The following is a 24,563-nucleotide window of genomic DNA, read 5'->3' as shown; positions in this document are numbered from 1 at the left end:
GGTCATGGGCCCGCACCCGGCAGTCGCGGACGTCCGCAGGGCCGTCCGCGAGGCGCTGGCCGACCTCGGCGACGGCGAGCTCGTGCTGGTGGCCTGCAGCGGGGGAGCCGACTCCCTCGCGCTGGCCGCCGCGCTCGGCTTCGTCGCGCCGCGCGCGGGCCTGAAGGCCGGGCTGCTCACGGTGGACCACCAGCTCCAGGAAGGCTCCGCCGCACGCGCGGCGACGGTGGCCGCACTGGCCCCGGCCCTGGGCCTCGACCACGCCGACATCCTGACCGTGGACGTCGGTACGACCGGCGGCCCGGAAGCGGCGGCCAGGGACGCCCGCTACGCCGCCCTCGCCGAGGCGGCCGACAAGCTCCAAGCCGCGGCCGTGCTGCTCGGCCACACCAGGAACGACCAGGCAGAAACCGTGCTGCTCGGCCTGGCCAGGGGCAGCGGGCTCAGGTCGCTGTCCGGCATGGCTCCGGTGACCGGCCGCTATCGCCGGCCGTTCCTCACTCTCTCCCGCGCCACCACGGTCGCCGCGTGCACGGCGCTCGGCCTCAGCCCTTGGGACGACCCGCACAACGAGGATCCCCGCTACACCCGCGTCCGGGTACGCACCAGGGTGCTCCCGCTGCTGGAGTCGGAACTGGGTCCCGGTGTGTCCGAGGCGCTCGCCAGAACCGCCGATCTCGCCAGGGACGACGCCGACGCCCTCGACGCATGGGCCGAATCGGCCTACCAGGATTGCGCTCTAAGCGATATCGCCGGTTCGGTGACACTGGCCGTTCCCGAGCTGGAACGCCTCCCAGACGCCGTCCGGCGACGCGTGCTGCGACGGGCGGCCATCGCGGCGGGAGCGCAGTCCGGGGCACTCTCCGCGACCCACGTGCGTGCCGTGGACCGGCTGATCACGGCGTGGCGGGGGCAGAAGGCCGTGGATCTACCCGGGGGGATGGCCGCTGTGCGGCGGTATGACACCCTGATACTCGCCATGAGTCCTATCGCGTAAGGAACCATCAGGTGGATGCTGCCGACATGGGCAAGGACCTCGAGAAAGTCCTGATTCCCGAGGACCAACTCCAGGCCAAGATCAAAGAGCTTGCCGGCCGGATCGACGCCGACTACGCGGGCACGGACATCCTGCTCGTAGGCGTGCTGAAAGGCGCGGTCATGGTGATGGCCGACCTGGCCAGGGCCCTGCACGTGCCTGTTCAGATGGACTGGATGGCGGTGTCGTCCTACGGTGCGGGCACCAAGTCGTCCGGCGTCGTACGGGTGCTGAAGGACCTCGACACCGACATCATGGGCCGCCACGTGCTGATCGTCGAGGACATCATCGACTCGGGCCTGACGCTGCACTGGCTGCTGGAAAACCTCAAGTCGCGCAATCCCGCGTCGCTGGAGATCTGCGCCGCGCTGCGCAAGCCCGACGCGGTGAAGGTGCCGATCGAGGTGAAGTACGTCGGCTTCGACATTCCCAGCGAGTTCGTCATCGGTTATGGGCTCGACTACGCGGAGCGATATCGCAATCTCCCCTTCATCGGGACGCTGGCTCCCCATGTTTACAAGTAGTCGCCGGGAACACCGCGCCACCTGACGTACGTTGGTAGGGCAAGACCGGTGTAGCGGGCGGTCCCTCCGCTCGCTTTGCCGGTGTACCTTCTGACTCCGGGAGGGTGACCAAGCGTCCCCTTCGGGTAGTCAGAAGTCGCGGCGTCGGATGCCGCGGCCCCGGGACATTTCCGGGGTTCCAGGCCATGGTCAGGAAGGGACGGGCCCGCAAGGGGTTCCGCATCGGATGGATCTCAAGCGATTTACACGTGGGCCACTGCTGTGGATCCTGGGCATCGTCGTGCTACTCCTGCTCGTCACCCAGCTCTGGAGCGGCGGCGGCAACTTCAAGCAGGCCGACACGTCCACAGTCCTCCAGCAGATTCGCACCGGCAATGTAAGCAACGCGAAGATTGTCGACAAGGATCAGCGGATCGAGCTGACGCTGATCAAGCCGATCACGGTCAGGCCGGGCGACACGGCGACCAACATGATCCAGTCTGACTGGGTCGCCGGTTACGGGCCGAAGCTGACCGAAGAGCTGCAGGCGCAGGTTCAGGCAGGCACGACCAAGAGCTTCACCACCGAGGTGCCCCAGGAGAACTTCCTGATCAGCATCCTGGTGAGCTTCCTGCCGATCGTCATCATCGTGCTCATCTTCCTGTTCATCATGAACCAGATGCAGGGCGGCGGCTCGCGGGTGATGAGCTTCGGCAAGTCCAAGGCCAAGCTGATCACCAAGGACACACCCAAGACCACCTTCTCCGACGTCGCGGGCGCGGACGAGGCCATCGAGGAGCTCCAGGAGATCAAGGAGTTCCTGCAGGCCCCGGCCAAGTTCCAGGCGATCGGTGCGAAGATTCCCAAGGGCGTGCTGCTGTACGGCCCGCCCGGCACCGGCAAGACGCTGCTCGCCCGCGCGGTCGCCGGTGAGGCCGGCGTGCCGTTCTACTCGATCTCCGGTTCCGACTTCGTCGAGATGTTCGTCGGTGTCGGCGCCTCTCGTGTCCGCGACCTGTTCGAGCAGGCGAAGGCCAACGCACCGGCGATCATCTTCATCGACGAGATCGACGCCGTCGGCCGGCACCGCGGCGCGGGCCTGGGCGGCGGCCACGACGAGCGCGAGCAGACGCTCAACCAGCTGCTCGTCGAGATGGACGGCTTCGACGTCAAGGGCGGCGTGATCCTCATCGCCGCGACCAACCGGCCCGACATCCTCGACCCGGCGCTGCTGCGTCCGGGCCGCTTCGACCGGCAGGTCACCGTCGACCGCCCCGACCTGGAGGGCCGCAAGGGCATCCTCAGGGTCCACGGCCGCGGCAAGCCGTTCGAGCCGAACGTCGACCTCGACGTCATCGCCCGGCGCACTCCCGGGTTCACCGGCGCCGACCTGGCCAACGTGATCAACGAGGCGGCGCTGCTCACCGCGCGCGCCGACAAGAAGCTGATCTCGATGGACATCCTGGAGGAGTCGATCGACCGCGTCATGGCAGGGCCCGAGCGCAAGTCGCGGGTCATGTCCGACAAGGAAAAGAAGATGATCGCCTACCACGAAGGCGGTCACGCGTTGGTGGCGCACGCGCTGCCCAACTCCGACCCGGTCCACAAGATCACGATCCTGTCCCGTGGCCGCGCCCTGGGTTACACCATGACGCTGCCGATGGAGGACAAGTTCCTGGCCACCAGGTCCGAGATGATGGACCAGCTCGCGATGCTGATCGGCGGTCGCGCGGCGGAGGAGCTCGTCTTCCACGAGCCCACCACCGGCGCCTCCAACGACATCGAGAAGGCCACGGCGGTCGCCCGCCGCATGGTGACCGAATACGGCATGAGCGAGCAGCTCGGCGCCCGCAAGTTCGGCTCCGGGCAGGCCGAGGTGTTCCTGGGCCGGGAGATGGGCCACGAGCGCGACTACTCCGAGAAGATCGCTTCGACGATCGACGAGGAGGTCCGCCGGATGATCGAGACGGCGCACGACCAGGCGTGGGACATCCTGGTCGAATACCGCGACGTGCTCGACAACCTGGTGCTGCAGCTCATGGAGAAGGAGACGCTCTCCCGCGACCAGGTGCTGGACATCTTCGCCCCGGTGGTCGTCAAGGAGCACCGCCCGTCCTACGCGGGTTACGGCAAGCGGCTCCCCTCGGACCGCCCGCCGATCCTGACCCCGAAGGAGCTGTCGGCCAACGGCTCGCTCACCGCGAGCCACCAGGACGCGCTGCCCTCTGGAGACGGTGCGTGAAGTCGCACGACGTAGACCTGGGCCGGATCGAGAAGGCCGTCCGCGAGATCCTCTACGCCATCGGCGAGGATCCCGACCGTGACGGCCTCCTCGACACCCCTTCCCGGGTGGCCCGGGCCTACGCCGAGCAGTTCTCCGGCCTCGGACAGACGCCGGAGGACGTGCTCAACAAGGTGTTCGACGTCGACCACGACGAGATGGTGCTCGTCAGGGACATCGAGGTCTACTCCACCTGCGAACACCACCTGGTGCCCTTCCACGGGGTGGCCCACGTGGGCTACATCCCCAACGAGCGCGGCCAGGTGACCGGGCTGTCCAAGCTGGCCCGCCTGGTGGACGTGTTCGCCCGCCGCCCGCAGGTGCAGGAGCGGATGACGTCGCAGATCGCCGACGCCCTGATGCGGGTCCTGGAGCCGCGCGGGGTGATCGTGGTGGTGGAGTGCGAGCACCTGTGCATGACCATGCGCGGGGTCCGCAAGCCGGGCGCCAAGACGGTGACGTCGGCGGTGCGCGGTGACTTCCGTACGAGTGACAAGACCCGCGCCGAGGCGATGGCGCTCATCCTGCACCGATAGAGCTTCACCGATAAGAGCGGCACCCGATAAAGCGCCAGATGGCACGGATCGGATTGTTATTTTCGTGTGGGGACCCTCCACAGACCCCACCAACCACGACCGCCTAGGCTTGGGGCATGGTTGTCGGAGCTGAGGCGCGGTGCCTCGTCATGGGCGTGGTCAATGTCACGCCGGACTCGTTCTCCGACGGCGGCCTGTGGTTCGACGAGGGGGTCGCGATCCGGCACGGTCTGGAGCTGGTAGGTGAAGGGGCCGACATCGTCGACGTGGGTGGTGAGTCCACCCGCCCCGGCGCCGCCAGGGTGCCGCTCGACGAGGAGCTGGCCCGCGTCGTGCCCGTGATCAGGGCGCTCAGCACCGAGGGGGTGACGGTCAGCGTCGACACCATGCGGGCCGAGGTCGCCAAGGCCGCGGTGGAGGCGGGGGCGAGCCTGGTCAACGACGTGAGCGGCGGCCTGGCCGATCCCGCCATGCCCCGCGTGGTGGCCGCCACCGGCGTCGACTACGTGGTGATGCACTGGCGCGGTCACAGCCATGACATGGAGCGCCGGGCCGTCTACACCGACGTCGTGACCGAGGTGCGCGAGGAGCTCGCCAAGCGGGTCGACCTGGTGTTGGCCGAAGGCGTCTCCGAGAAGCAGATCGTGCTCGATCCCGGGCTGGGCTTCGCGAAGAACTCCGAGCACAACTGGGCGCTGCTCGCCGGGATGGGCGAGCTGGCCGAGCTGGGCTATCCGCTGCTGATCGGGGCCTCGCGCAAGCGGTTCCTGGGGCGGCTGCTCGCCGACGCCGACGGCGCGCCGCGCCCGTTCGGCCGCAGTGACGACGCCACGGTGGCCGTGACGGCGCTGGCCGCGCACGCCGGCGCCTGGTGCGTACGAGTGCACGAAGTACGTCCCAATGCCGATGCCGTGCGCGTGGCCGCCGCATGGAAGAGACCCGGAGCCAACACATGAGTGTCGACACCGCCGCGATCGAGACCGTCAACCAGGACTTCTATCTCGCGATCGAGGACGCCAACCTCGACAAGATGACCGAGATCTGGGCGGAGGACTCCGCCGACGAGCAGGTCAGCTGCGTGCATCCGGGCTGGACCCTGCTGTCCGGGCGGTCCGAGGTGCTGCGCTCCTGGGCGCTCATCATGGCCAACACCACCTACATCCAGTTCGTGCTGACCGACGTCAACACCACCGTCCTGGGCGACGTGGCCGTGCTCACCTGCGTCGAGAACATCCTCACCGCGGGCGAGGAGGGCGAGTCCAGCTTCGCCGCCGGCAAGGTGGTGGCCAGTAACGTCTACGTGCGCACGGCGCAGGGCTGGCGGCTGTGGATGCACCACGGTTCGCCGGTGCTCCAAGGTGACGACGACGAGGAGGAAGGCGAGCTTGAGGTCTGATCGCATCGCGCTGAAGGGCCTGCGGGCCCGGGGACGACACGGCGTGCTGGCGGCCGAGCGTGAGCTGGGGCAGGAGTTCGTGGTCGACGCGACGCTGTTCCTCGACACCGCCCCCGCCGCCGCCTCCGACGACCTCACCAAGACGGTCCACTACGGCGAGCTCGCCCAGGCGCTGGTCCGGGTCGTGGAAGGCGAGCCGGTCGAGCTGATCGAGACGCTCGCGCAGCGCCTCGCCGACGTATGCCTGGCCGCCGGCCTGGTGGAGTCGGTCGAGGTGAGTGTGCACAAGCCCGCGGCACCGATCCCGCTGCCGTTCGACGACGTGGTCGTCACCATCCAACGGAGTCGCGAATGAACGTCGTGAGCGAGGGGAGCAGCAGGTGAACGTCGTACTGTCTCTCGGCAGCAATCTCGGGCGGCGCTTCCAGACGTTGCAGGGCGCCATCGACACACTGTTCGACGCACCGGGGCTGTCGTTCGTCGCGGCCTCACCCGTCTACGAGACCGACCCGGTGGGCGGTCCCGCCGGGCAGCGCCCCTTCCTCAACGCGATCGTCATCGCCGAGACCACGCTCCAGCCGCGCGCGCTGCTGGAGCGGGCGCAGAGCGTCGAGAACGCCTTCGGCCGGGAGCGCAAGGAACGCTGGGGCCCGCGTACCCTCGACATCGACCTGATCTCCGTGGGCGGCACGATCTCCGACGACCCGGACCTGACGCTGCCGCATCCGCTCGCGCATGAGCGGGCCTTCGTCCTCGTCCCCTGGTCGGAGGTGGACCCGGCCGGCGTGCTGCCCGGCCAGGGTCAGGTCGCCGACCTGCTCACGGACCTTGACCAGAGCGGCGTACGGCTGCGTGAGGACCTCAAGCTGCAGAGGCCGGATTGAGGCCCACCCGCCCCGGCCTGCTGGTCGGCATCATCGTGATCGTGGCGTTGGTCTCCTGGATGGTGGTCCGGGAGTTCTACGCCGACCTCCCCATCGTGCCGTGGACCGCCATCCCCACCGTCCTGCTGCTGGCCGTCGGTGAGGCCTACAGCGGCTGGGTGACGAAGGCCAGGATCGACCACAAACCTGACACCAAGCCGGTCGAGCCGCTGGCGGTGGCCCGGCTGGCGGCACTGGGCAAGGCGTCGGCCTACGTGGGGGCGGTGTTCGCGGGCTTCTTCGGCGGGTTCGCCCTGCACACGGTCCAGTTGTTCACCAGGGAGACGCCGCGGGCCGAGTTCTTCATCGCGACGGGCTCGCTGCTGGCGTTCGTGGTGCTGATCTGCGCGGCCCTCTTCCTGGAGCACGCCTGCCGCATCCCCAAGGATCCCGAGGATCAGAGGCCCAGGTAGAGCGTGACCGCATGCTCGACCTCGGCCAGCTCGTCGCGGCCCAGGTAGTAGACGGGCTCCCCGTGGATGAAGTTGGCGTCGATCGTGCGGATCTGGTCGACGAGCAGCTTGGTCCGTCGCCCGCCGAACTCCACCTCGGGGCGGAAGACGGTGGCCTGCGCGCTGGTGGAGGCAGGGATCACCGTGACCACGCTCCATGACATGTCCGCCGGGCTGAGCACGAGACCGTGGCGACGGCCCCGCTGCTCGTGCCCCCGCTTCGCGTCGCCCAGATCCACCCGGTAGATGGCGCCGCGGATCACCAGGCGTCCTCTTCCTCGGACAGGTCCTCGTCGGCCAGCCGCGCGGCGTCGGCGCGTGCCCGCGTGAGCCAGACCTCCCGTTCGAGCAGGCGGAGCGCGCGCCGGATCACGTCGCTGGTCCGCTCGCCCTCGCGCATGGCGGCCTGGATGATGCGCTCGTCCTCCGGGGTGGCCCGGAACCCTATGTTGGCCATCATGCTTCCAGGCTAGCGACGATGTTCAACGTTTGTCAGGCACATGTTCGGCAGAGACTCGCCGGTGGCCGAAGAGGTAGACGACCGGCATGGTGCAGACCAGAGGGCCCAGGATGGCGAGCGGGCGCTCCAGCCACCATCTGAGGTCCGGTGGCACCTCGCCGCCGAGCGTGCCGAAGAACCACCACAGCAGGCCCAGCGCGATCGCCATACCGGTGGTGTGGAAGAGGAACAGCGGCAGGGCATAGCGGTTGATGGTGTCGTTGACCCGGCGCCAGCCGGGCTTCTCCAGGACCCGTTCCATCGACGGCCGCAACACCTCCACCAACCCGATCTGGAAGAGCAGCAGCGCCACGATGACGAAGGTGGGCGGGGCCATGTTCGACCACTTGTCGCCGGGCACCCCGACCATCGAGCCCGGGTAGATGCCGGAGTAGACCAGGCCGAACAGGGCGAACAGCCCGGTCCACAGGATGCCCACGTCATAGCGCCGGGGCAGGATGACGACCCGCTCGTAGAAGAAGCCGGCCTGGTGGGCCAGCCCCCAGACGATGATCATGTTCAGCCAGCCGGCCCACTCGACACCGTACCGGAAGCGGACCACGTCGACCACCAGGGCGGCGCCGCCCAGCCAGATGAGCACCAGCACGTCGTAGTGGCGGTGCAGCCACAGCGCCACGGGCAGCAGCGCGATCAGTACCAGGTAGACGCCGAGGAACCAGAGCGGGCTGAGCACGAGCAGCACCACCCGCCACATCCACTCGACGTGGAACACCCAGGTCACGACCGCGCCGATGGCGATCCACACGCCCGCAAGCACGAGCGCGGGAGCGGACAACGCGCGGATGCGCCGCCAGACGAACCGGCCGATGCCGACGCCGCGCGCCTGGGCGCGGTTCCACGACAGCAGGTGGACGTGGCCGCCGACGTAGAAGAAGAGCGGCAGCACCTGAAGCAGCCAGGTGAGTATCCACAGCCCCGAGGTGAAGCCGAGCGGGCTGGTCGGCTCGGGCCCATCGGGCTTCCACTGCAGGATGGTGAACGCCCAGTGCCACACCACCACGACGATCAGGCTGAGGGCGCGCAGCCAGTCGACGTATTTGTCCCGCTGCGGAGTCACGACGCCGGTCACTTGTCGATGTCACCCACGACGAAGAACATCGAGCCGAGAATCGCCACCATGTCGGCCACGAGGTGCCCCGGCAGCATCTCCCGGAGCACCTGGATGTTGCTGTAGGAGGCGGAGCGCAGCTTGAGCCGCCATGGGGTCTTGTCTCCCTTGGACACGAGGTAGTAGCCGTTGATGCCGAGCGGGTTCTCGGTCCAGGCGTACGTGTGCCCTTCCGGCACCTTCAGCACCTTGGGCAGCCGCTGGTTGATGGGGCCCGGCGGCAGCGAGCGCAGCCGGTCGACACAGGCGTCGGCCAGCTCCAGCGAGACCTTGAGCTGTTCGAGGAGGATCTCGAAGCGGGCGTGGCAGTCGCCCGCACTACGCGTGACGACCTTCACCGGCAGCTCGGGATAGGCGAGGTACGGCTGGTCGCGGCGCAGGTCGATGTCGACACTGGAGGCACGGGCGATGGGGCCGCTCACGCCGTACTGCAGGACCTGCTCGCGGGACAGGACGCCGACGCCCTTGGTGCGGGCGAGGAAGATCTCGTTGTTCAGGATGAGATTCTCGATGTCCGGCACGCGGCGCCGGGTCTCGGCGACGGTCTCCGACACCCGGTCGAGCCAGCCGAGCGGCAGGTCCTCCTTCAGCCCGCCGACCCGGTTGAACATGTAGTGCATCCGGCCGCCGGAGATCTCCTCCATCACGGCCTGGATGCGTTCGCGCTCGTTGAAGGCGTAGAAGATCGGCGTGATCGCGCCCAGCTCCAGTGGGTACGAGCCGAGGAACATCAGGTGGCTGAGCACCCGGTTGAGCTCGGCCAGTAGCGTACGGGCCCAGACGGCCCGGACCGGCACCTCCATGCCCAGCATGCGCTCGGCGGCCAGGACCACGCCCAGCTCGTTGGCGAACCCCGCCAGCCAGTCGTGCCGGTTGGCCAGCATGATGATCTGCCGGAAGTCGCGGACCTCGAACAGCTTCTCCGCGCCCCGGTGCATGTAGCCGATGATCGGCTCGGCCGTGGCGATGCGCTCGCCGTCGAGGGTGAGCCGCAGCCTGAGCACGCCGTGCGTCGACGGGTGCTGAGGGCCGATATTGAGGATCATGTCCTCGGTGGCCAGCTCTTTCGCCCCGACGCCGATCCCGACCACGCGTTCCGTCATATGGCAATGCTGCCACCAGCAGTGGTGGTGATCCAGCACAGGACAGGGTCAAGGAACGTTATGCCGGCGCATCCTGCCTACCTGACAGGGGAGGAATACCGGGAACGGGGGGAGTTATACCGTGCAAAGAATTGGCTTTGATCTGGCCGCCCTGATCGCGCGAGTGGCGATCGGTGTGATCTTCGTGACCCACGGGTGGCAGAAGTTGCAGGGCGGGGTGCCGGCCACGGCCGCCGCCTTCGCTCAGATCGGCGTGCCGCTGCCGCAGCTCTCGGCCTTGTTCGCCATCGTCGTGGAGAGCGTCGGAGGGGCGCTGCTGATCATCGGCCTGCTGGTCCGGCTGGCGGCCCTCGGGCTGCTGATCGACATGCTGGGCGCGATCATGTTCGTCCACGGTGGGCACGGCGTCATGGTGCAGAACGGCGGCTGGGAGCTCGCCGGTTCGCTGGGCGTGGTCTGCCTGCTGCTCGTGGCGCTGGGCGGTGGCCGGATCGGGATCGACGGCATCCTGCACAGTACGTACCGGCGGCGCGCCGAGCGCCGCGCGGCCGAGCAGGATCTCGCCGGTCACGCCCCGGCCACCTCCATCAGACCGGAGGCGGACACCACCAGACCCATGTCCACGCGCCCCACCGGGTACTTCGATGAGACCGTCGCCGACGAGCCATCGCGCAGACGCCCACCGCCCGGCTGACCTCAGCGGGCGGCGAGGTCCCGGAGTGCGTCGACGAGGCGGTCCACGTGCTCCTCCGTGGTGCCGATGCCGATCGAGGCACGCACCGCGGAGGCCGTGTCGTCCTCGCAGCCGCCGTCCGCGGTGCCGAGCAGGTGCCGGACGAAGGGGTGCGCGCAGAACTTGCCGTCACGCACGCCGATGCCGTACTCGCCGGACAGCACCTCGGCCACCTCGCGCGCCGAGTGCCCGTCCACGACGAACGAGACGATGCCCACGCGCGGCTGGTCCGGCCCCCACAGCGACAGCTCGCGCACGCCCTCGATCGTGGCCAGCCCGGACCGGAGCCGGGCGATCAGCCGCTCCTCCTCGCGCACCAGCTCGGTCCAGCCGGTCGCGCTGAGCGCGTCACAGGCGGCGGCCAAGGCGATGGCACCCAGCACGTTAGGGGTGCCCGCCTCGTGCCGCGGCTCGGCATCGTCATGCCACTCGATACCTTCCTGGACGTCACCTTCCTGGACGTCAGCGGCGACCGAACGCACCGCGCCACCGCCCTTCAGGTACGGCTCGCCGGACGAGAGCCAGTCACGGCGGCCGACCAGCACCCCGGCGCCGAAGGGGGCGTAGAGCTTGTGGCCGGAGAAGGCGACGTAGTCGAGGTCGAGCGCGGTCAGGTTGAGCCGCCGGTGCGGCACCAGCTGGGCGGCGTCCACCAGGATCCGGGCCCCGTGGCGGTGCGCGATGTGCGCCAGGGCGGCGATCGGCCAGAGCTCGCCGGTGACGTTCGAGGCTGCGGTGACGACCAGCAGCTTGGGGCCGTCGATCCCGGCCAGCGCCTCGTCGGCCACGCGGACCGCCTCACCGGGGAAGGCGGGCGGCGCCAGCCGTACGGACCGCTTCCAGGGCAGGAGCGAGGCGTGGTGCTCGGTGTCGAAGACGACCGCGGTCGTGCCCTCGGGCAGGCAGCGGGCCAGCAGGTTCGTGGCGTCGGTGGTGTTGCGGGTGAAGATCACGGCATCGTCGGGGCGGGCGCCGACGAAGGCCCTGACCGTGTGGCGGGCCTGCTCGTAGCGGGCCGTGGTGAGCTGGGAGGCGTACCCCGCGCCGCGGTGCACGCTGGAGTAGGCCGGGAGCGCGGCGGTGACGGCGGCGCTGACCGGCTCCAGACAGGGGGCGCTCGCCGCGTAGTCGAGGTTCGCGTACGTCACGAGCCGGCCGCCCTTGACCGGGACCTCCAGATCCGTGCCGAGCACGGCGGGGATCGGACGGCTGTGCCCGACCGGCGTCTCGGTGGCCTGGGCGGGCAGGGAGCTGAAAATCGTCAAAGTGGACATGGCGCACCTCCTGGGGACATCGGACCCCTGGAGCACCCAGCAAGCCCGCGCTTGCCCGCCACACCTCGTGACGGACCAGGTCTTCACCCGGGGCACCCCGCCGCGGACGCGAGGGTTGCCGGCCAGCAAGCCGGGGCTGTGCGCTGGCACTCATGACCTACACCCCGCACTATAACCGACACTCGGCCATCAATCACAACGGTGAACTTCTGCGGCCCTTGCCTCGTTGGAACCTGAAACCCCTGCCGTGAGGAGTACTAATGCTGGACTGGGTGACCGACCCTCAGATCTGGATCGGGTTTTTCACCCTGGTCGCGCTGGAGATCGTGCTCGGTATCGACAACATCATCTTCATCTCCATCCTGGCCGGGAAGCTGCCGCCGGAGCAGCGTGACAGGGCCCGCGTCATGGGTCTGGGCGCGGCTCTGATCAGCCGGTTGCTCCTGCTGCTCGCGTTGTCGTGGGTGGTGCGGCTGACCGCGCCGCTGTTCGAGGTCTTCGGCCACGAGATATCGGGGCGCGACCTGATCCTGCTGCTGGGCGGTCTGTTCCTGCTGGCCAAGAGCGTCACCGAGATCGGGCACAGCATGGAGCTGAAGGAGGAGGACGGCAAGACGCGGGCCGTCACGTCGTTCGCCTCGGTGATCGCGCAGATCATGGTGCTGGACGTGGTGTTCTCGCTCGACTCGGTGATCACCGCCGTGGGCATGGTGGACGAGCTCGGCGTGATGATCGCCGCGGTGATCGTGGCGGTGCTGGTCATGCTGTTCGCATCGGGGCCGATCAGCAGGTTCGTGGACAAGCATCCGAGCATCAAGATGCTGGCTCTGGCGTTCCTGGTGCTGATCGGGGTGGTGCTCATCGCCGAGGGGCTCGGCCAGCACATCTCGAAGGGCTACATCTACTTCGCGATGGCATTCTCGGTCATCGTGGAGCTGCTCAACATCCGGATGCGCAGCAGGCATGCCAAGCAAGCATCCTCATAAGATGAAATAGTGCGCTTCGACCCCTGGAATCCGGATTTTGTCGCCTATCCGTACGGCGCCTACGCGGCGCTGAGGCATGACGCGCCCGTCAGCTACTTCGAGCCGACGGGTCAGTGGCTGGTCTCCCGGCACGCGGACGTGAACGCGCTGCTCAGAGACCGTCGCCTGGGCCGCTCCTACCTGCACGTGGCCACGCACGAGGAGTTCGGCCGACCGGCCGAGCCGGAGTTCCAGGAGCCGTTCTGGCGGGTGACCAGGGCGGGCATGCTCGACGTCGAGCCGCCGGTGCACACCAGGCTGCGCCGGCTGGTCTCCAAGGCGTTCACGCCGCGCATGGTCGAGTCGCTGCGTCCCCGGGTCAGGTCGATCGCGGAGGGGCTGGTCGCCGCGTACGTCGAGAAGGGCGGCGGCGACCTGATCGCCGAGGTGGCCGAGCCGCTGCCGGTGACCGTCATCGCGGAGATGCTCGGCGTGCCCGAGGCGGACCGGCACCTGCTGCGCCCCTGGTCGGCCGACATCTGCCGCATGTACGAGCTGAACCCGAGCCTGGAGTCGCAGCACCTGGCCGCCAAGGCGGCGTCGGAGTTCGCCGGCTACCTCGCGGACCTGGCGCGCGAGCGCGCCGTGCGACCGGGCGACGACCTGATCAGCGCGCTCGCGGCGATCGACGAGCTCACCGAGGACGAGCTGGTCGGCACGTGTGTGCTGCTGCTCAACGCCGGCCACGAGGCGACCGTGAACGTGACCGGCAACGGCTGGTGGTCCCTGTTCCGCAACCCCGCCGAGCTGGCCCGGCTGCGCGCGGACCGGAGCCTGCTGCCCACGGCCGTCGAGGAGCTGATGCGCTGGGACACCCCGCTGCAGATGTTCGAGCGGTGGGTGCTGGAGGACATCGAGGTGCACGGGGTCGAGATCCCGCGCGGGGCCGAGGTGGCGCTGCTGTTCGGCTCGGCCAACCGGGACGAGACGGTGTTCGACGACCCGGACCGGCTCGACGTCGGGCGGCCGGACAACCCGCACATCTCCTTCGGGGCCGGGATCCACTTCTGCCTCGGCGCGCCATTGGCCCGCCTGGAGCTGATCGAGTCGTTCGGCGCCCTGCTGGAGCGGGCGCCGAAGCTGGAGCTCGTCACCGAGCCGGAGTGGAAGCCCGGCTACGTCATCCGCGGCCTGCAGTCCCTCGACCTCACAACCGGCTAGCCGCGCTTTCGCACAGACCGCTCCGTTTCCGACCCCGCGAACAACCGCCCCCCACTCCCCAGGCGAAAGTATGGCGAAAGGACCCCAGCCGCCCCGCTCCTCAGGCCGAAGCACGGCGGAAGGACCCCAGCCGCCCCCGCTCCCCAGAAGGACCCCAGCCGAAGTACTGCGGGAACAAGGGGTAGTCGTGATGACGCGCCGAATACCAGGGTCAGCGGTCCTGGGTGAGCCAGCCGAAGCCGCCGAGACCCTTCGCGTCGATCAGCTCCCCCTCCTCCGAGGCACGGGCCAGAGCCCGCAGATAGCCCGGCGGATCGAGGTGGGCGAGGTCGATGGGCGGACGCGTGCCGGTGACCCCCAGAGCCTTTAGCGCATCCCGCTGTGTGGACAAGCCTGTGGATATCGCACCGGCCCGCCGACCGGCCTCGGCGCACGCGTCGAGCGCCACGTGCGCGGTGATGTCGCAGGTCCCGTCGGGTATGGGCGCCACGACCGCACCGTCGCGGTACCCGGTGAGCGTGCCGTGACAGGGACGGTTATCCACAGGGTGTGCATAATCAATGGCCACCGCGCGCCCCCTGCTGAGCCGGGTCAGCACCGCCGCCCAGGCGGCGTCCCGAGGGCACCCGATCTCCCCGCGCGAACCGATGCGGCCCAGCGGCCACCACCGGTCGAGCCAGGCGCGGCCGATGCCGGGCACCGGGTCGCCCAGCCGTTCCTCACCTGTCTCGGTCTCGACCAGAACCAGCCGCGGCCCGTCGGCCGTCTGCTCGGCCACGTCGAGCGGGATGTTGTCCAGCCACTCGTTGGCGATCGCCAGCCCGGTGATGCCGTACGGGATCCGGGATCGCCAGGCGATGCTCTCCGGCAGGCCGTCGGGCCGGGGCGAGAGGTCGACGGCGGTGATGTTGAGCCGGGCGCGCAGTGCGGGGTCGGCGGCGTCGAGCACGCGGGCGACCAGAACGCCCTCTCCCGCGCCGATGTCGACCAGGTCGAGGCGGTCCGGCGAGCCGAGCTCGGCGTCGACCTGGGTCAGCAGCGCCAGAACCGCCTCGGCGAATGCCGCCGAGGCGCTGACCGAGGTACGAAAGTGGCCCGAAGGGCGCTCGCGAAGGTAAAAGCCGTCCTCGCCATAAAGCGCGTGCCGCATCGCGGCGCGCCAGGTGAGCCACATGCCCTGGACTATCTCATGGCTCGCCGAAACGAGGACCTGGCCGGCCAAGTCCGCACCTCCAAGAGGCTCGCATTTCTACGCGGGCGTCGGGTCGCAACTCGGCGCCCGCCACCAATGCGATGACCCCTCTCCTCATCTCTTCCGACAGGGGGTGCATAGTTTTATATGCCCTTGTCCCATTTGTCGGTAACTCAACATGCAGCAAAAGCCTGGTCACGTACGTAGTCTCAAGCGGCCGTTACGCTGAACGGCAGTGCCATCAGGTCGACAGGGGTGGACGTCATGGACGCAGGGGATCGCCCGGGGCGGTTGGCAGTGGGTGTGCTGGGCGCGGGCAAGGTGGGTTCGGTGCTCGGTGCCGCACTGGCTCAGGCCGGGCATCACGTGGTCGCCGCCAGCGGAGTTTCCGACGCCTCGCAGCGGTGGGCGGCGAAGCGGCTCGGTGTGCAGCCGACCCGGCCCGAGGAGGTCGTCAAGGTCGCTGAGCTGATCCTGCTCACCGTGCCCGACGACGCGCTGCCCGATCTGGTCAACGGGCTGGCGTCGACCGGCGCCGACCTTCAGGGCAAGCTGCTCGTGCACACCAGCGGCGCGTACGGGCTGTCGGTGCTCGACCCGGCCGCCAGGGCGGGCGCGCTGCCGCTCGCGCTCCATCCGGTGATGACGTTCACCGGGAGGGACGACGACCTCAACCGCATCACCGGCATCTCGTTCGGTGTGACGGCGCCCGATCCGCTCAGGCCCATCGCCGAGGCCCTGGTCATCGAGATGGGCGCCGAGCCGGTCTGGATCGCTGAGGCCGACCGTGCGCTCTATCACGCGGCCCTGGCCGGGGCGGCCAACCACATGGTCACGCTCATCGCGGAGTCGCAGGAACTGCTGCGGGGGATCGGCGTCGAGCATCCGGGGATCATGCTCGGCCCGTTGCTCGGCGCGGCGCTCGACAACGTGCTCCGGCTCGGCATCGCCGGGCTGACCGGTCCCGTGGTGCGGGGCGACGCGGGCACCGTGCGCAAGCACGTCGACGCGCTGATCCTGGCCGCCCCCGAGGCGGCCGACGCCTACATCGCCCTCGCTAGGCTCACCGCGGACCGCGCGCTCGCCGCAGGGCTGCTGAAGCCCGAAGAGGCCGAGCGCCTGCTCGACGCGCTCGGAGGCAACATATGGACCTGATCGTCGCCAGGAACCGCACCGACCTGGTCAAAGCACGCGGCCAGGGGAGCGTCGCCCTGGTGCCCACGATGGGCGCGCTGCACGAGGGCCACCGCTCCCTGATCCGCGAGGCCCGCACCCGCGCCGACCAGGTCGTGGTCAGCATCTTCGTCAACCCCCTGCAATTCTCCCCAAACGAGGATTTTTCCCGCTATCCACGGACGTTCGACGCGGACCTGGAGGCGTGCCGGGACGAAGGCGTGGACGTCGTCTTCGCTCCGACAGCCGACGACATGTATCCCCCCGACCGCCAGGTCAGCGTCCAGTCCGGGGAGATGGGCACGATCGTCGAGGGCGCGGTCCGGCCCGGCCACTTCGACGGCGTGCTCACGGTCGTGCTCAAGCTGTTCAACCTCGTCCAGCCCGACGTGGCGATCTTCGGACAGAAGGACGCCCAGCAGCTCGCCATGATCCGCAGGATGGTCGCCGACCTCGACCTGCCGATCGACATCGTCGGCGCCCCCACGGTCCGCGAGCCCGACGGCCTGGCGCTGTCGAGCCGCAACCGCTACCTGTCCGCCGACGAGCGGCAGGTCGCCCTCGCGCTCTCCACGGCCCTGCGGGCGGGCGCGGCGGAGTCCGTCCCGTCGAAGATCCGCGCGGCGGCGCTGTCCGTACTCGAAGCCGCGGCGCCCCGGCTCGCGCTCGACTACCTGGTGCTCGTCGACCCGGCCACGTTCACCGAGGTGTACGAGCCCTTCCAGGGCGAGGCGGTGCTCGCGGTCGCCGCCAAGGTCGGCACCACCCGGCTGATCGACAACGTCGTCCTGACGCTGCGCCCTGCTTGACAGACCCACCCCCCGGAGTCATCGCATCCTCCGATGGCGTTATCGTCATAGTGACGAAATCGCCTCTTTGAGGAGACTCCATGAGCGCACCGGCGATTCCCCTCCGACTGACGGCCCCCGATCCCGGCTGGATCGCCGAGGCCGACGTGGTCGTCGTGGGCTCCGGCATCGCGGGGCTGACCGTGGCCCTGCGCTACGCCGAGCTGGATCCCGCGGCCAAGGTCCTCGTCGTCACCAAGGACGTGCTCTCGTCCGGGTCCACCCGCTGGGCTCAGGGCGGGATCGCGGCCGTGCTCGATCCGCGCGACAGCCCCGACGAGCATCTGAACGACACCTTGGTCGCCGGGGTGGGCCTGTGCGACGTACGGGCCGTACGGACGCTGGTGACCGAGGGCCCCGGGGCGCTGCGGCGGTTGATGGAGCGCGGCGCCCGGTTCGACCGGACCCCCGACGGTGAGCTCCAACTGACCAGGGAAGGCGGCCACCGGCGCGACAGGATCGTGCACGCGGGAGGCGACGCCACCGGCGCCGAGGTGCAGCGGGCGCTGGTCGAGGCGGTCAGGGCGGGCTCGGTGGAGGTCATCGAGCACGCGCTGGTCCTCGACCTGCTGACGGACGCGCGCGGCCGGGCCAGGGGCGTGACGTTGCACGTCATGGGCGAGGGCGCGCGCGACGGCGTGGGCGCGGTGCACGCGCGGGCGGTCGTGCTGGCCACCGGCGGCATGGGGCAGGTGTACTCGTCCACGACGAATCCCGTCGTCTCGACCGGCGACGGCGTCGCGCTCGCGCTCAGGGCGGGGGCTGTGGTGCGCGACATCGAGTTCGTCCAGTTCCATCCCACGGTGCTGTGGCTCGGCGAGGAATCGACCGGGCAGCAGCCGCTGATCTCCGAGGCGGTCAGGGGCGAGGGCGCCTTCCTGATCGACCACGAGGGCCGCGCGTTCATGAAGGGCGTGCACGAGCTGGCCGACCTCGCGCCGCGCGACGTGGTCGCCAAGGCCATCATGCGGACCATGCGCGAAAGCGGGCAGAGCCACGTCTTCCTCGACGGCCGCCACTTCGGCGAGGATCGGTGGAAGACCCGCTTCCCCACGATCTACGAGGTCTGCCGCGAGCACGGCATCGACCCGGCCACCGAGCCCATCCCCGTCGCCCCCGCCGCCCACTACGCGAGCGGCGGGGTCAGGACCGACCTGCACGGCCGTACCTCCATCGAGGGCCTGTACGCGTGCGGCGAGGTCGCGTGCACGGGCGTGCACGGCGCGAACCGGCTCGCGTCCAACTCACTGCTGGAGGGCCTGGTCTTCGCCGAGCGCATCGCCGCGGACATCCACGCGGTCCGCGGGGCTGAGAAGCAGGCGGCGGTACGGTCGGCGTCGGGCGATGAGGTCGCGAGGGAGCAGGCAGCGGTACGGCCGGCGCCGGGTGACGTGGTCGCGAGCCGGGCGGCGACGGGGCTGGCCGACCCGAGGATCCGCGCCAGGGTCCAGGCCCGCATGAGCGGGGGAGCGAGCGTGCTGCGTAGCCGCGAGTCGCTCGCGGAGACGGCGCGCGCGCTCCGCGACGCCCGCTGGACCCCGGTCCAGGTGCTCCCGTGCACCGAGTCGTGGGAGGCCACGAACCTGCTGACCGTCGCCACCGTGCTGGTGGGCGCGGCCCAGGCGCGGCTGGAGACCCGCGGCTCGCACTGGCGCGAGGACTTCCCCGACCGGGACGACAATGAATGGCTGGGCCACCTGGACGTGACCCTGACCGAAGAGGGGCCGCAGATGACGTACACGCCGCACGGCGACACCACGCCGCCGCGACTGGCGCAGGAGCTCGCCGCCGCCGGGCTGAACCCGGCGGAGATCGACGCGCTGATCGACCGGGCCCTCGACGAGGACCTGCAGGAGGCGGGCGACGTGACGAGCCTGGCCACCATCCCGGCGGAGCAGCGCGCGATCGCGGACGTGGTGGCGCGCAAGGACGGCATCGTCGCCGGGCTGGCCGTCGCCGAGGCCGTGTTCGTCCGGCTGGGCGCCGCCCGTACCGAACGAAGGGCCAAGGACGGCGAGCACGTCCGGGCGGGCGACGTGCTGATGACCGTGGAGGGGCCGGTCAGGGGCCTGCTGACGGCGGAACGTACCGCGCTCAACCTGCTCACCCACCTGTCGGGCGTCGCCACGCTGACCGGCAGGTGGGTCGAGGCGATCAGCGGCACCCGGGCCAGGGTGCGGGACAGCCGCAAGACGCTGCCCGGGCTGCGGGCGCTGGAGAAGTACGCGGTGCGCTGCGGCGGCGGCGTCAACCACCGGATGTCCCTGTCGGACGCCGCACTGATCAAGGACAACCACGTGGTGGCCGCCGGCGGGGTGGCCGAGGCGTTCCGCGCGGTGAGAGAGCGCTATCCGGAGCTGCCGATCGAGGTGGAGGTGGACCGGATCGACCAGCTCGGTCCGGTGCTCGACGAAGGGGCCGAGGAGATCCTGCTCGACAACTTCACGGTCGAGGAGACCGCCCAAGCCGTCCACATGGTGAGAAATCGGGCGAAGCTTGAGGCGAGTGGGGGGTTGACCTTGGAATCGGCCCGTGATGTAGCCGAAACTGGCGTTGACTACCTTGCGGTGGGAGCGCTCACGCACTCGGCGCCGGCCCTCGACATCGCACTGGATCTACGGGGGTAATCGATGCTGCTAACGATCGACGTCGGCAACACGCACACGGTGCTCGGCCTGTTCGAGGGCGAGGAGGTCATCGAGCACTGGCGGCTGGCCACGGACGCCCGCCGCACAGCCGACGAGATCGCGGTCGTGCTCCAGGGACTGCTCGGCCAGTCGCCGTTGCTCAAGGGAGCCGATGTCAGCGGCATCGCGATCTGCTCGACCGTGCCGAGTGTGCTCAACGAGATGCGCGAGATGTGCCGCCGCTACTACGGCGACGTGACCGCGGTGATCGTGGAGCCGGGCATACGCACGGGCGTGCCCGTCCGCATGGACAACCCCAAGGAGGTCGGCAGCGACCGCATCGTCAACGCGCTGGCGGCCATCGACCAGTACGGCGGCCCCTGCGTCATCGTCGACTTCGGCACCGCGACCTCGTTCGACGCGGTGTCGGCCAAGGGCGAGTACATCGGCGCGGTCACCGCGCCCGGCATCGAGATCTCCGTCGACGCCCTGGCGGCGGCGGGCGCCCAGCTGCACAAGGTGGAGCTGGTCAGGCCGCGCTCGGTCATCGCCAAGAACACGGTCGAAGCACTCCAGGCCGGCATCATCTACGGCTTCGCGGGCCAGGTCGACGGCATCGTCGAGCGGATGACGGCCGAGCTGGCCGACGACCCCGACGAGGTGACCGTGGTGGCCACCGGCGGTCACGCGGCGCTGGTGGTGGGCGAGTCGCGCACGATCGACGTGCACGAGCCGTGGCTGACGCTGATCGGCCTGCGTCTGATCTACAACCGCAACACGACATGAACAAGCGGCCCCCCGCTCGGGTGAGGGGGCCGCTTGCGTTCGTGGACCGTCTTACTCGGATTCGTTGGTGTACAGGTACTCCCAGCTGCCGCAGTTCTTCGGAGAGCTGCTGTGGAGGCCGATCTGGCAGACCTTCACCCTGATGCTGGAGGCGTCGTCGGTGTCGAAGGAGAAGCGCTTGAAGGCGGGGTAGCCGCAGTACTTCTTGCTGTAGACCGTCGACCAGTCCTCGTCGAAGTCGCTGGCCTGGAACTTCACGTAGGCGCACTTGCCGCCCTCGTCGTAGCTGCGGTTGTCCAGGTCCCAGAGCTTGCCCTTGACGGTGACCGTGTTCGATTCCTCGTCGTCATCCCACTCCACGCCGATCCAACCGGAGGCCTTGGCCTGGTAGTGCTGCGAGTAGACCGGGCCCCAGGACTCGGAGTAGTCGTCGGTGGTGCTGGCGCTGGCGGCCGTGGGCAGCGCTAAGGCCAGCGCGCTCGTGGCGGCGACGGCGGCGAGGCCGGTCGCGAGCTTCTTCATCATGATTTCTCCTTGAGCTCCCCTGGGCCGGCACTGTGCCGGTCCCCCCCTGAGCTCGATGTGTCATTAGTAAGGGGGAGCTCTTGCAAGCACCCTGCAGAGAGGTGACGAGCCCTTGCAGTTCGCCATATCCCCTACTCTTTGATGCTGTGAGCGACGAACTTCCCGAGCAGATGCGCATCCGGAGGGAGAAGCTCGACCGCCTTCGCAGTGAAGGCGTCGATCCTTACCCGGTGACCTTTCCCCGCACGGCGACCAACGCCGAGGTCAGGGAGAAATACCAGGGCCTCGACCCGGACACCGCGACCGGCGACAAGGTCGGCGTGGCGGGCCGCGTCATGCTCAACCGCGTGGGCGGCAAGCTCTGCTTCGCCACGCTCCGCGACGGCGGCGGCGACCTGCAGGTGATGATCTCGCTCGACAAGGTCGGCGAGGAGTCGCTCGCGGCCTGGAAGCGCGACGTCGACCTGGGCGACCACGTGGGCGTGGAGGGCGAGGTGATCACCTCCCGCCGCGGCGAGCTGTCGATCCTGGCCGACCGCTGGCAGATCACCGCCAAGTGCCTGCGCCCGCTGCCGGAGAAGCACGTCGGCCTCACCGACCCCGAGGCCCGGGTCCGCCAGCGCTACGTCGACCTCATCGTCAACGACGAGGCGAGGGAGATGGCCCGGATCCGCAGCGCCACCGTGCGCGCGGTGCGTGACTTCTGGCACGAGGAGGGCTACCTCGAGGTCGAGACGCCCATGCTGCAGCCGATCCACGGCGGCGCGACGGCCCGGCCGTTCAAGACCCACATCAACGCCTACAACATGGAGCTCTACCTTCGCATCGCGATCGAGCTCTACCTGAAGCGGCTCGTGGTCGGCGGCATCGAGAAGGTCTTCGAGATCAGCCGCAACTTCCGCAACGAGGGCGCGGACTCCACGCACAACCCCGAGTTCACCATGATCGAGGCGTACGGCACCTACCTCGACTACAACGACATGGCCGACCTGACCCAGCGGATGTACCAGAAGGCCGTCGTGGCCGCGCTGGGCACCTCGGTGGTCGTCCACGACGGCGTCGAGGTGGACCTGGGCATCCCGGAGTGGCCGCGCGTCACGCTGTACGGGACGGTGTCCGAGGCGCTCGGCGAAGAGGTCACCACCGACACCCCGATCGAGCAGGTCCGGAAATTTGCTGACAAGCGGGATGTCCACTGGGACCCGAAGTGGGGCCAGGGCAAGCTCGTCCAGGAGATCTTCGAGGCCCTCGTCGAGCACACGCTCATCCAGCCGACGTTCGTCATGGACTACCCGCTGGAGACCTCGCCGCTGACCCGCCAGCACCGCGACAACCCGCTGCTGACCGAGAAGTGGGACCTCATCGGGTTCGGCACCGAGCTGGGCACCGCCTACTCCGAGCTGGTCGACCCGATCGAGCAGCGCCGCCGCCTGGTCGAGCAGTCCCTGCTGGCCGCCGGCGGCGATCTGGAGGCCATGCAGCTCGACGAGGACTTCCTGCAGGCCCTGGAGTATGCCATGCCGCCCACGGGTGGCATGGGTGCCGGCATCGACCGGATGATCATGGCCTTCACCGGCAAGAACATCCGGGAGACGATCCTGTTCCCGCTGGTCAAGCCGACCCACTGACCCGCACGGCTACGTCCTGATCCGTGCGGCCGCGTCGTACGGCGCTCGGCCGGTGAGCAGCTGACTCACCGGCCGACGCGTCGGGCGGCTCACGGCACCAGCACGAGCCGTCCACGCAGGCCGCCCGCCGCGAGGCGGGCGTGCGCGTCGGCGGCCTTCTCCAGCGGGTACGTGCCCGCGACGCGTAGCGTGATCCGGCCCGCCTCGACCAGGCGCACCACCTCGTCGAGCTGAGCCGCGTCCGCCCTGAAGAACACCGACGCCACGTCCGTGCCACGCAGCGGGATGACCGTCACCCCGGGCGTCAACGAGACGTACGTGCCGCCGTCCCGTACGGCGTCGAGCGCGCCCAGCCCCAATACCGCCGCGTCCACGACCGCGTCCACACCACCGGGCACCAGGGACCGCACCGCCGACGCCAGATCCGCGGACCGGGGAACGAACGACTCGGCGCCCAGCCCGCGCACGAGCTCCTCGTCGCCGTCTCCGGCCGCCGCCACCACCCGGAGACCCCGCACCGCGCCCAGCTCGACCAGGTAACCGCCGACGGCTCCCGCGGCGCCCGTCACGAGCAGCGTCCGTCCCGGAGCGAGCGGGGCGCGGTCCAGCGCCTGCCAGGCGGTCAACGCGTTGAGCGGGATCGTCGCCGCCGCCACGGCCGACGCGCCCCGGGGCGCCCTCGCCACGGCCGAGGCGTCGACCACCACGTACTCGGCCTGCGCCTTGACCGGCAGCTCCAGCCTGGCCACCAGCGCGATCACCTCGTCCCCGATGCGGTAAGAGACCCCTTCGCCCACCTGGTCGACCGTCCCGGCCACGTCGAAGCCGAGCCCGTAGGAATCCAGCTTCCTGGCCACGCCGTGGTCGGCCAGCGTTCCCGCGGCCACCGCAAGGTCGAAGGGGTTCACCCCGGCCGCCGACATCCTGATCCGCACCTGTCCCGGTCCCGCCTCCGGCACCGGCACCTCCACGAGCCGTGGGGAGCCGGTACCGCCGATGAGCGCGCGCATGTTCGTCATGCCTGCGACCCTAGGAAGAGTTACTCTCTTCTGGTAAGTAGGCACCTGCGAGTGCGTAACTCACCTGGAGGGACGAAGAAATGGCGACGACCACGGCGGCCGGCCGGCGCGAGGAGGCCAAGCAGGCGTTCGACGCCTACTTCGCGGAGTGCCCGTCGAGGAAGCTGCTCGACCGGCTCAGCGACAAATGGGTGACGCTGGTGCTCACCGGCCTGGCGAGCGGGCCGCGCCGCTACAGCGACCTGTCGAGGCGCATCGCGGGCGTCAGCCAGAAGATGCTCACCCAGACGCTGCGCGGGCTGGAGCGCGACGGCCTGGTGCGGCGCACGGTCACGCCCTCGGTGCCGGTCCGGGTCGACTACGAGCTCACCCCGCTCGGCGAGAGCCTGATGCCGCTGGTGGCCGCGATCAAGGGCTGGGCCGAGGCCAACATCCAGACCGTCGAAGCGGCCAGGAAGACGTACGACGCCACTGCCTGACCACCCGCTCACCGCATGAGGCGTACGGGCCGTGGCCGCCGTGTGCCGCGTAACGTTCAGGACGCCGTCGACGGTTAGGTTGACAGCGGTCCCGTGCCCGGCGGCGAGTAGGAGAACAGTGATCAGCTCGGCCTCGTTCGGCAGCGTTCAGATCAGCTCGGTTGCGATCGTCTCGGCCCGCGCCCGCGGGCGCGCTCTCTTGGCCGGCCCGCTCAGGCGGCCGGGAGTCCATGAG

The 24,563-nt window shown here is 69.5% G+C and carries 26 protein-coding genes and 1 riboswitch; of the genes, 18 read left to right on the top strand and 8 right to left on the bottom strand.

Going from position 1 to position 24,563, the window contains the following annotated elements; translation table 11 throughout:
* Window positions 1–4: 4 nt before the first annotated feature.
* The 9 genes from tilS (at window position 5) to AB0B91_RS18495 (ending at window position 7,088) form a co-directional block, all read left to right on the top strand.
* Window positions 5–997, top strand: coding sequence for a tRNA lysidine(34) synthetase TilS (tilS, locus tag AB0B91_RS18535; RefSeq protein WP_358320557.1), 993 nt, complete (start codon window positions 5–7; stop codon window positions 995–997).
* A gap of 11 nt (window positions 998–1,008) precedes the next feature.
* The gene (gene hpt / locus AB0B91_RS18530) at window positions 1,009–1,560 is read left to right on the top strand and encodes a hypoxanthine phosphoribosyltransferase (protein ID WP_358320555.1); all 552 of its coding nucleotides are present in this window, start codon (window positions 1,009–1,011) and stop codon (window positions 1,558–1,560) included.
* 226 nt (window positions 1,561–1,786) lie between these two features.
* Complete coding sequence (gene ftsH, locus AB0B91_RS18525; protein WP_358320553.1) at window positions 1,787–3,781, top strand: ATP-dependent zinc metalloprotease FtsH; 1,995 nt, start codon at window positions 1,787–1,789, stop codon at window positions 3,779–3,781.
* Window positions 3,778–4,356, top strand: coding sequence for a GTP cyclohydrolase I FolE (gene folE / locus AB0B91_RS18520; protein ID WP_214641972.1), 579 nt, complete (start codon window positions 3,778–3,780; stop codon window positions 4,354–4,356). The genes ftsH and folE overlap by 4 nt, the downstream gene beginning before the upstream one ends.
* A 149-nt stretch (window positions 4,357–4,505) precedes the next feature.
* The gene (folP, locus tag AB0B91_RS18515; protein ID WP_358320818.1) at window positions 4,506–5,312 is read left to right on the top strand and encodes a dihydropteroate synthase; all 807 of its coding nucleotides are present in this window, start codon (window positions 4,506–4,508) and stop codon (window positions 5,310–5,312) included.
* Complete coding sequence (locus AB0B91_RS18510) at window positions 5,309–5,752, top strand: nuclear transport factor 2 family protein (RefSeq protein WP_214641971.1); 444 nt, start codon at window positions 5,309–5,311, stop codon at window positions 5,750–5,752. Before folP ends, AB0B91_RS18510 begins: the two co-directional genes overlap by 4 nt.
* Window positions 5,742–6,107 (top strand): dihydroneopterin aldolase, encoded by a 366-nt coding sequence (folB, locus tag AB0B91_RS18505; RefSeq protein WP_358320550.1) that lies wholly within the window; start codon window positions 5,742–5,744, stop codon window positions 6,105–6,107. The genes AB0B91_RS18510 and folB overlap by 11 nt, the downstream gene beginning before the upstream one ends.
* Before the next feature lie 25 nt (window positions 6,108–6,132).
* Window positions 6,133–6,636: a 2-amino-4-hydroxy-6-hydroxymethyldihydropteridine diphosphokinase gene (gene folK / locus AB0B91_RS18500; RefSeq protein ID WP_358320547.1), complete on the top strand. Its 504-nt coding sequence runs from the start codon at window positions 6,133–6,135 to the stop codon at window positions 6,634–6,636.
* A complete protein-coding gene (locus AB0B91_RS18495) occupies window positions 6,633–7,088 on the top strand; it encodes a DUF3180 domain-containing protein (RefSeq protein ID WP_358320544.1) in 456 nt (151 codons plus the stop codon). The genes folK and AB0B91_RS18495 overlap by 4 nt, the downstream gene beginning before the upstream one ends.
* On the opposite strand, the gene AB0B91_RS18490 is transcribed toward AB0B91_RS18495, so the two are convergent.
* The 4 genes from AB0B91_RS18490 to AB0B91_RS18475 are packed head-to-tail and all read right to left on the bottom strand — an operon-like array spanning window position 7,073 to window position 9,858.
* Complete coding sequence (locus tag AB0B91_RS18490; RefSeq protein WP_358320541.1) at window positions 7,073–7,390, bottom strand: type II toxin-antitoxin system PemK/MazF family toxin; 318 nt, start codon at window positions 7,388–7,390, stop codon at window positions 7,073–7,075. The genes AB0B91_RS18495 and AB0B91_RS18490 overlap by 16 nt on opposite strands.
* Complete coding sequence (locus AB0B91_RS18485; protein WP_358320538.1) at window positions 7,387–7,587, bottom strand: hypothetical protein; 201 nt, start codon at window positions 7,585–7,587, stop codon at window positions 7,387–7,389. Before AB0B91_RS18485 ends, AB0B91_RS18490 begins: the two co-directional genes overlap by 4 nt.
* Before the next feature lie 22 nt (window positions 7,588–7,609).
* Window positions 7,610–8,716, bottom strand: coding sequence for an acyltransferase (locus tag AB0B91_RS18480; protein ID WP_358320537.1), 1,107 nt, complete (start codon window positions 8,714–8,716; stop codon window positions 7,610–7,612).
* Window positions 8,713–9,858: an NADH-quinone oxidoreductase subunit D gene (locus AB0B91_RS18475; protein WP_358320534.1), complete on the bottom strand. Its 1,146-nt coding sequence runs from the start codon at window positions 9,856–9,858 to the stop codon at window positions 8,713–8,715. The genes AB0B91_RS18480 and AB0B91_RS18475 overlap by 4 nt, the downstream gene beginning before the upstream one ends.
* Window positions 9,859–9,979: 121 nt before the next feature.
* Here AB0B91_RS18475 and AB0B91_RS18470 point away from each other — a divergent pair, with 121 nt between their 5' ends.
* Window positions 9,980–10,552 (top strand): DoxX family protein, encoded by a 573-nt coding sequence (locus AB0B91_RS18470; protein WP_358320532.1) that lies wholly within the window; start codon window positions 9,980–9,982, stop codon window positions 10,550–10,552.
* Window positions 10,553–10,554: 2 nt separating this feature from the next.
* On the opposite strand, the gene AB0B91_RS18465 is transcribed toward AB0B91_RS18470, so the two are convergent.
* Window positions 10,555–11,865 (bottom strand): aminotransferase class V-fold PLP-dependent enzyme, encoded by a 1,311-nt coding sequence (locus AB0B91_RS18465; RefSeq protein WP_358320529.1) that lies wholly within the window; start codon window positions 11,863–11,865, stop codon window positions 10,555–10,557.
* A 42-nt stretch (window positions 11,866–11,907) separates the two neighbouring features.
* Window positions 11,908–12,023: riboswitch (SAM riboswitch) on the bottom strand.
* Window positions 12,024–12,125: 102 nt separating this feature from the next.
* On the opposite strand from AB0B91_RS18465, the gene AB0B91_RS18460 reads away from it, so the two are divergent.
* Both AB0B91_RS18460 and AB0B91_RS18455 read left to right on the top strand, forming a co-directional pair.
* On the top strand, window positions 12,126–12,851 hold the full coding sequence (locus AB0B91_RS18460) for a TerC family protein (protein WP_358320526.1): 726 nt from the start codon (window positions 12,126–12,128) through the stop codon (window positions 12,849–12,851).
* A gap of 9 nt (window positions 12,852–12,860) precedes the next feature.
* Complete coding sequence (locus tag AB0B91_RS18455) at window positions 12,861–14,051, top strand: cytochrome P450 (RefSeq protein WP_358320524.1); 1,191 nt, start codon at window positions 12,861–12,863, stop codon at window positions 14,049–14,051.
* A gap of 211 nt (window positions 14,052–14,262) precedes the next feature.
* On the opposite strand, the gene AB0B91_RS18450 is transcribed toward AB0B91_RS18455, so the two are convergent.
* A complete protein-coding gene (locus AB0B91_RS18450; RefSeq protein ID WP_358320521.1) occupies window positions 14,263–15,225 on the bottom strand; it encodes an SAM-dependent methyltransferase in 963 nt (320 codons plus the stop codon).
* 282 nt (window positions 15,226–15,507) lie between these two features.
* Here AB0B91_RS18450 and AB0B91_RS18445 point away from each other — a divergent pair, with 282 nt between their 5' ends.
* The 4 genes from AB0B91_RS18445 to AB0B91_RS18430 all read left to right on the top strand — a co-directional run bounded on the left by AB0B91_RS18445 (window position 15,508) and on the right by AB0B91_RS18430 (window position 20,677).
* Window positions 15,508–16,398, top strand: coding sequence for a DUF2520 domain-containing protein (locus AB0B91_RS18445; RefSeq protein WP_358320518.1), 891 nt, complete (start codon window positions 15,508–15,510; stop codon window positions 16,396–16,398).
* Window positions 16,389–17,225: a pantoate--beta-alanine ligase gene (gene panC / locus AB0B91_RS18440; protein ID WP_358320515.1), complete on the top strand. Its 837-nt coding sequence runs from the start codon at window positions 16,389–16,391 to the stop codon at window positions 17,223–17,225. The genes AB0B91_RS18445 and panC overlap by 10 nt, the downstream gene beginning before the upstream one ends.
* Window positions 17,226–17,305: 80 nt before the next feature.
* Window positions 17,306–19,891: an L-aspartate oxidase gene (locus tag AB0B91_RS18435; RefSeq protein WP_358320512.1), complete on the top strand. Its 2,586-nt coding sequence runs from the start codon at window positions 17,306–17,308 to the stop codon at window positions 19,889–19,891.
* Between the two features lie 3 nt (window positions 19,892–19,894).
* Complete coding sequence (locus AB0B91_RS18430; RefSeq protein WP_358320508.1) at window positions 19,895–20,677, top strand: type III pantothenate kinase; 783 nt, start codon at window positions 19,895–19,897, stop codon at window positions 20,675–20,677.
* A 51-nt stretch (window positions 20,678–20,728) separates the two neighbouring features.
* Here the strand turns inward: AB0B91_RS18430 and AB0B91_RS18425 are convergent, their stop codons facing one another.
* Window positions 20,729–21,202, bottom strand: coding sequence for a hypothetical protein (locus AB0B91_RS18425; protein WP_358320505.1), 474 nt, complete (start codon window positions 21,200–21,202; stop codon window positions 20,729–20,731).
* Window positions 21,203–21,348: 146 nt separating this feature from the next.
* On the opposite strand from AB0B91_RS18425, the gene lysX reads away from it, so the two are divergent.
* Window positions 21,349–22,830, top strand: a complete 1,482-nt coding sequence (lysX, locus tag AB0B91_RS18420; RefSeq protein ID WP_358320502.1) for a bifunctional lysylphosphatidylglycerol synthetase/lysine--tRNA ligase LysX — start codon at window positions 21,349–21,351, stop codon at window positions 22,828–22,830.
* 89 nt (window positions 22,831–22,919) lie between these two features.
* On the opposite strand, the gene AB0B91_RS18415 is transcribed toward lysX, so the two are convergent.
* Window positions 22,920–23,849, bottom strand: a complete 930-nt coding sequence (locus AB0B91_RS18415; protein ID WP_358320499.1) for an NADP-dependent oxidoreductase — start codon at window positions 23,847–23,849, stop codon at window positions 22,920–22,922.
* An 80-nt stretch (window positions 23,850–23,929) separates the two neighbouring features.
* On the opposite strand from AB0B91_RS18415, the gene AB0B91_RS18410 reads away from it, so the two are divergent.
* On the top strand, window positions 23,930–24,328 hold the full coding sequence (locus AB0B91_RS18410; RefSeq protein ID WP_358320496.1) for a helix-turn-helix domain-containing protein: 399 nt from the start codon (window positions 23,930–23,932) through the stop codon (window positions 24,326–24,328).
* Window positions 24,329–24,563 lie beyond the last annotated feature (235 nt).

The sequence above is a fragment of the Nonomuraea sp. NPDC049141 genome, from assembly GCF_040648415.1.
Lineage (GTDB): Bacteria > Actinomycetota > Actinomycetes > Streptosporangiales > Streptosporangiaceae > Nonomuraea.
This window is presented reverse-complemented; position numbering and strand designations above follow the sequence as displayed.

Coding starts and splice junctions, on each gene's coding strand:
- AB0B91_RS18435 (WP_358320512.1), top strand. CDS start 17,306: ATGAGCGCACCGGCGATTCCCCTCCGACTGACGGCCCCCGATCCCGGC.
- AB0B91_RS18425 (WP_358320505.1), bottom strand. CDS start 21,202: ATGATGAAGAAGCTCGCGACCGGCCTCGCCGCCGTCGCCGCCACGAGC.
- tilS (WP_358320557.1), top strand. CDS start 5: ATGGGCCCGCACCCGGCAGTCGCGGACGTCCGCAGGGCCGTCCGCGAG.
- folP (WP_358320818.1), top strand. CDS start 4,506: ATGGGCGTGGTCAATGTCACGCCGGACTCGTTCTCCGACGGCGGCCTG.
- AB0B91_RS18450 (WP_358320521.1), bottom strand. CDS start 15,225: ATGTGGCTCACCTGGCGCGCCGCGATGCGGCACGCGCTTTATGGCGAG.
- AB0B91_RS18475 (WP_358320534.1), bottom strand. CDS start 9,858: ATGACGGAACGCGTGGTCGGGATCGGCGTCGGGGCGAAAGAGCTGGCC.
- AB0B91_RS18460 (WP_358320526.1), top strand. CDS start 12,126: ATGCTGGACTGGGTGACCGACCCTCAGATCTGGATCGGGTTTTTCACC.
- panC (WP_358320515.1), top strand. CDS start 16,389: ATGGACCTGATCGTCGCCAGGAACCGCACCGACCTGGTCAAAGCACGC.
- AB0B91_RS18485 (WP_358320538.1), bottom strand. CDS start 7,587: ATGATGGCCAACATAGGGTTCCGGGCCACCCCGGAGGACGAGCGCATC.
- ftsH (WP_358320553.1), top strand. CDS start 1,787: ATGGATCTCAAGCGATTTACACGTGGGCCACTGCTGTGGATCCTGGGC.
- AB0B91_RS18510 (WP_214641971.1), top strand. CDS start 5,309: ATGAGTGTCGACACCGCCGCGATCGAGACCGTCAACCAGGACTTCTAT.
- AB0B91_RS18415 (WP_358320499.1), bottom strand. CDS start 23,849: ATGACGAACATGCGCGCGCTCATCGGCGGTACCGGCTCCCCACGGCTC.
- AB0B91_RS18445 (WP_358320518.1), top strand. CDS start 15,508: ATGGACGCAGGGGATCGCCCGGGGCGGTTGGCAGTGGGTGTGCTGGGC.
- AB0B91_RS18465 (WP_358320529.1), bottom strand. CDS start 11,865: ATGTCCACTTTGACGATTTTCAGCTCCCTGCCCGCCCAGGCCACCGAG.
- AB0B91_RS18410 (WP_358320496.1), top strand. CDS start 23,930: ATGGCGACGACCACGGCGGCCGGCCGGCGCGAGGAGGCCAAGCAGGCG.
- AB0B91_RS18430 (WP_358320508.1), top strand. CDS start 19,895: ATGCTGCTAACGATCGACGTCGGCAACACGCACACGGTGCTCGGCCTG.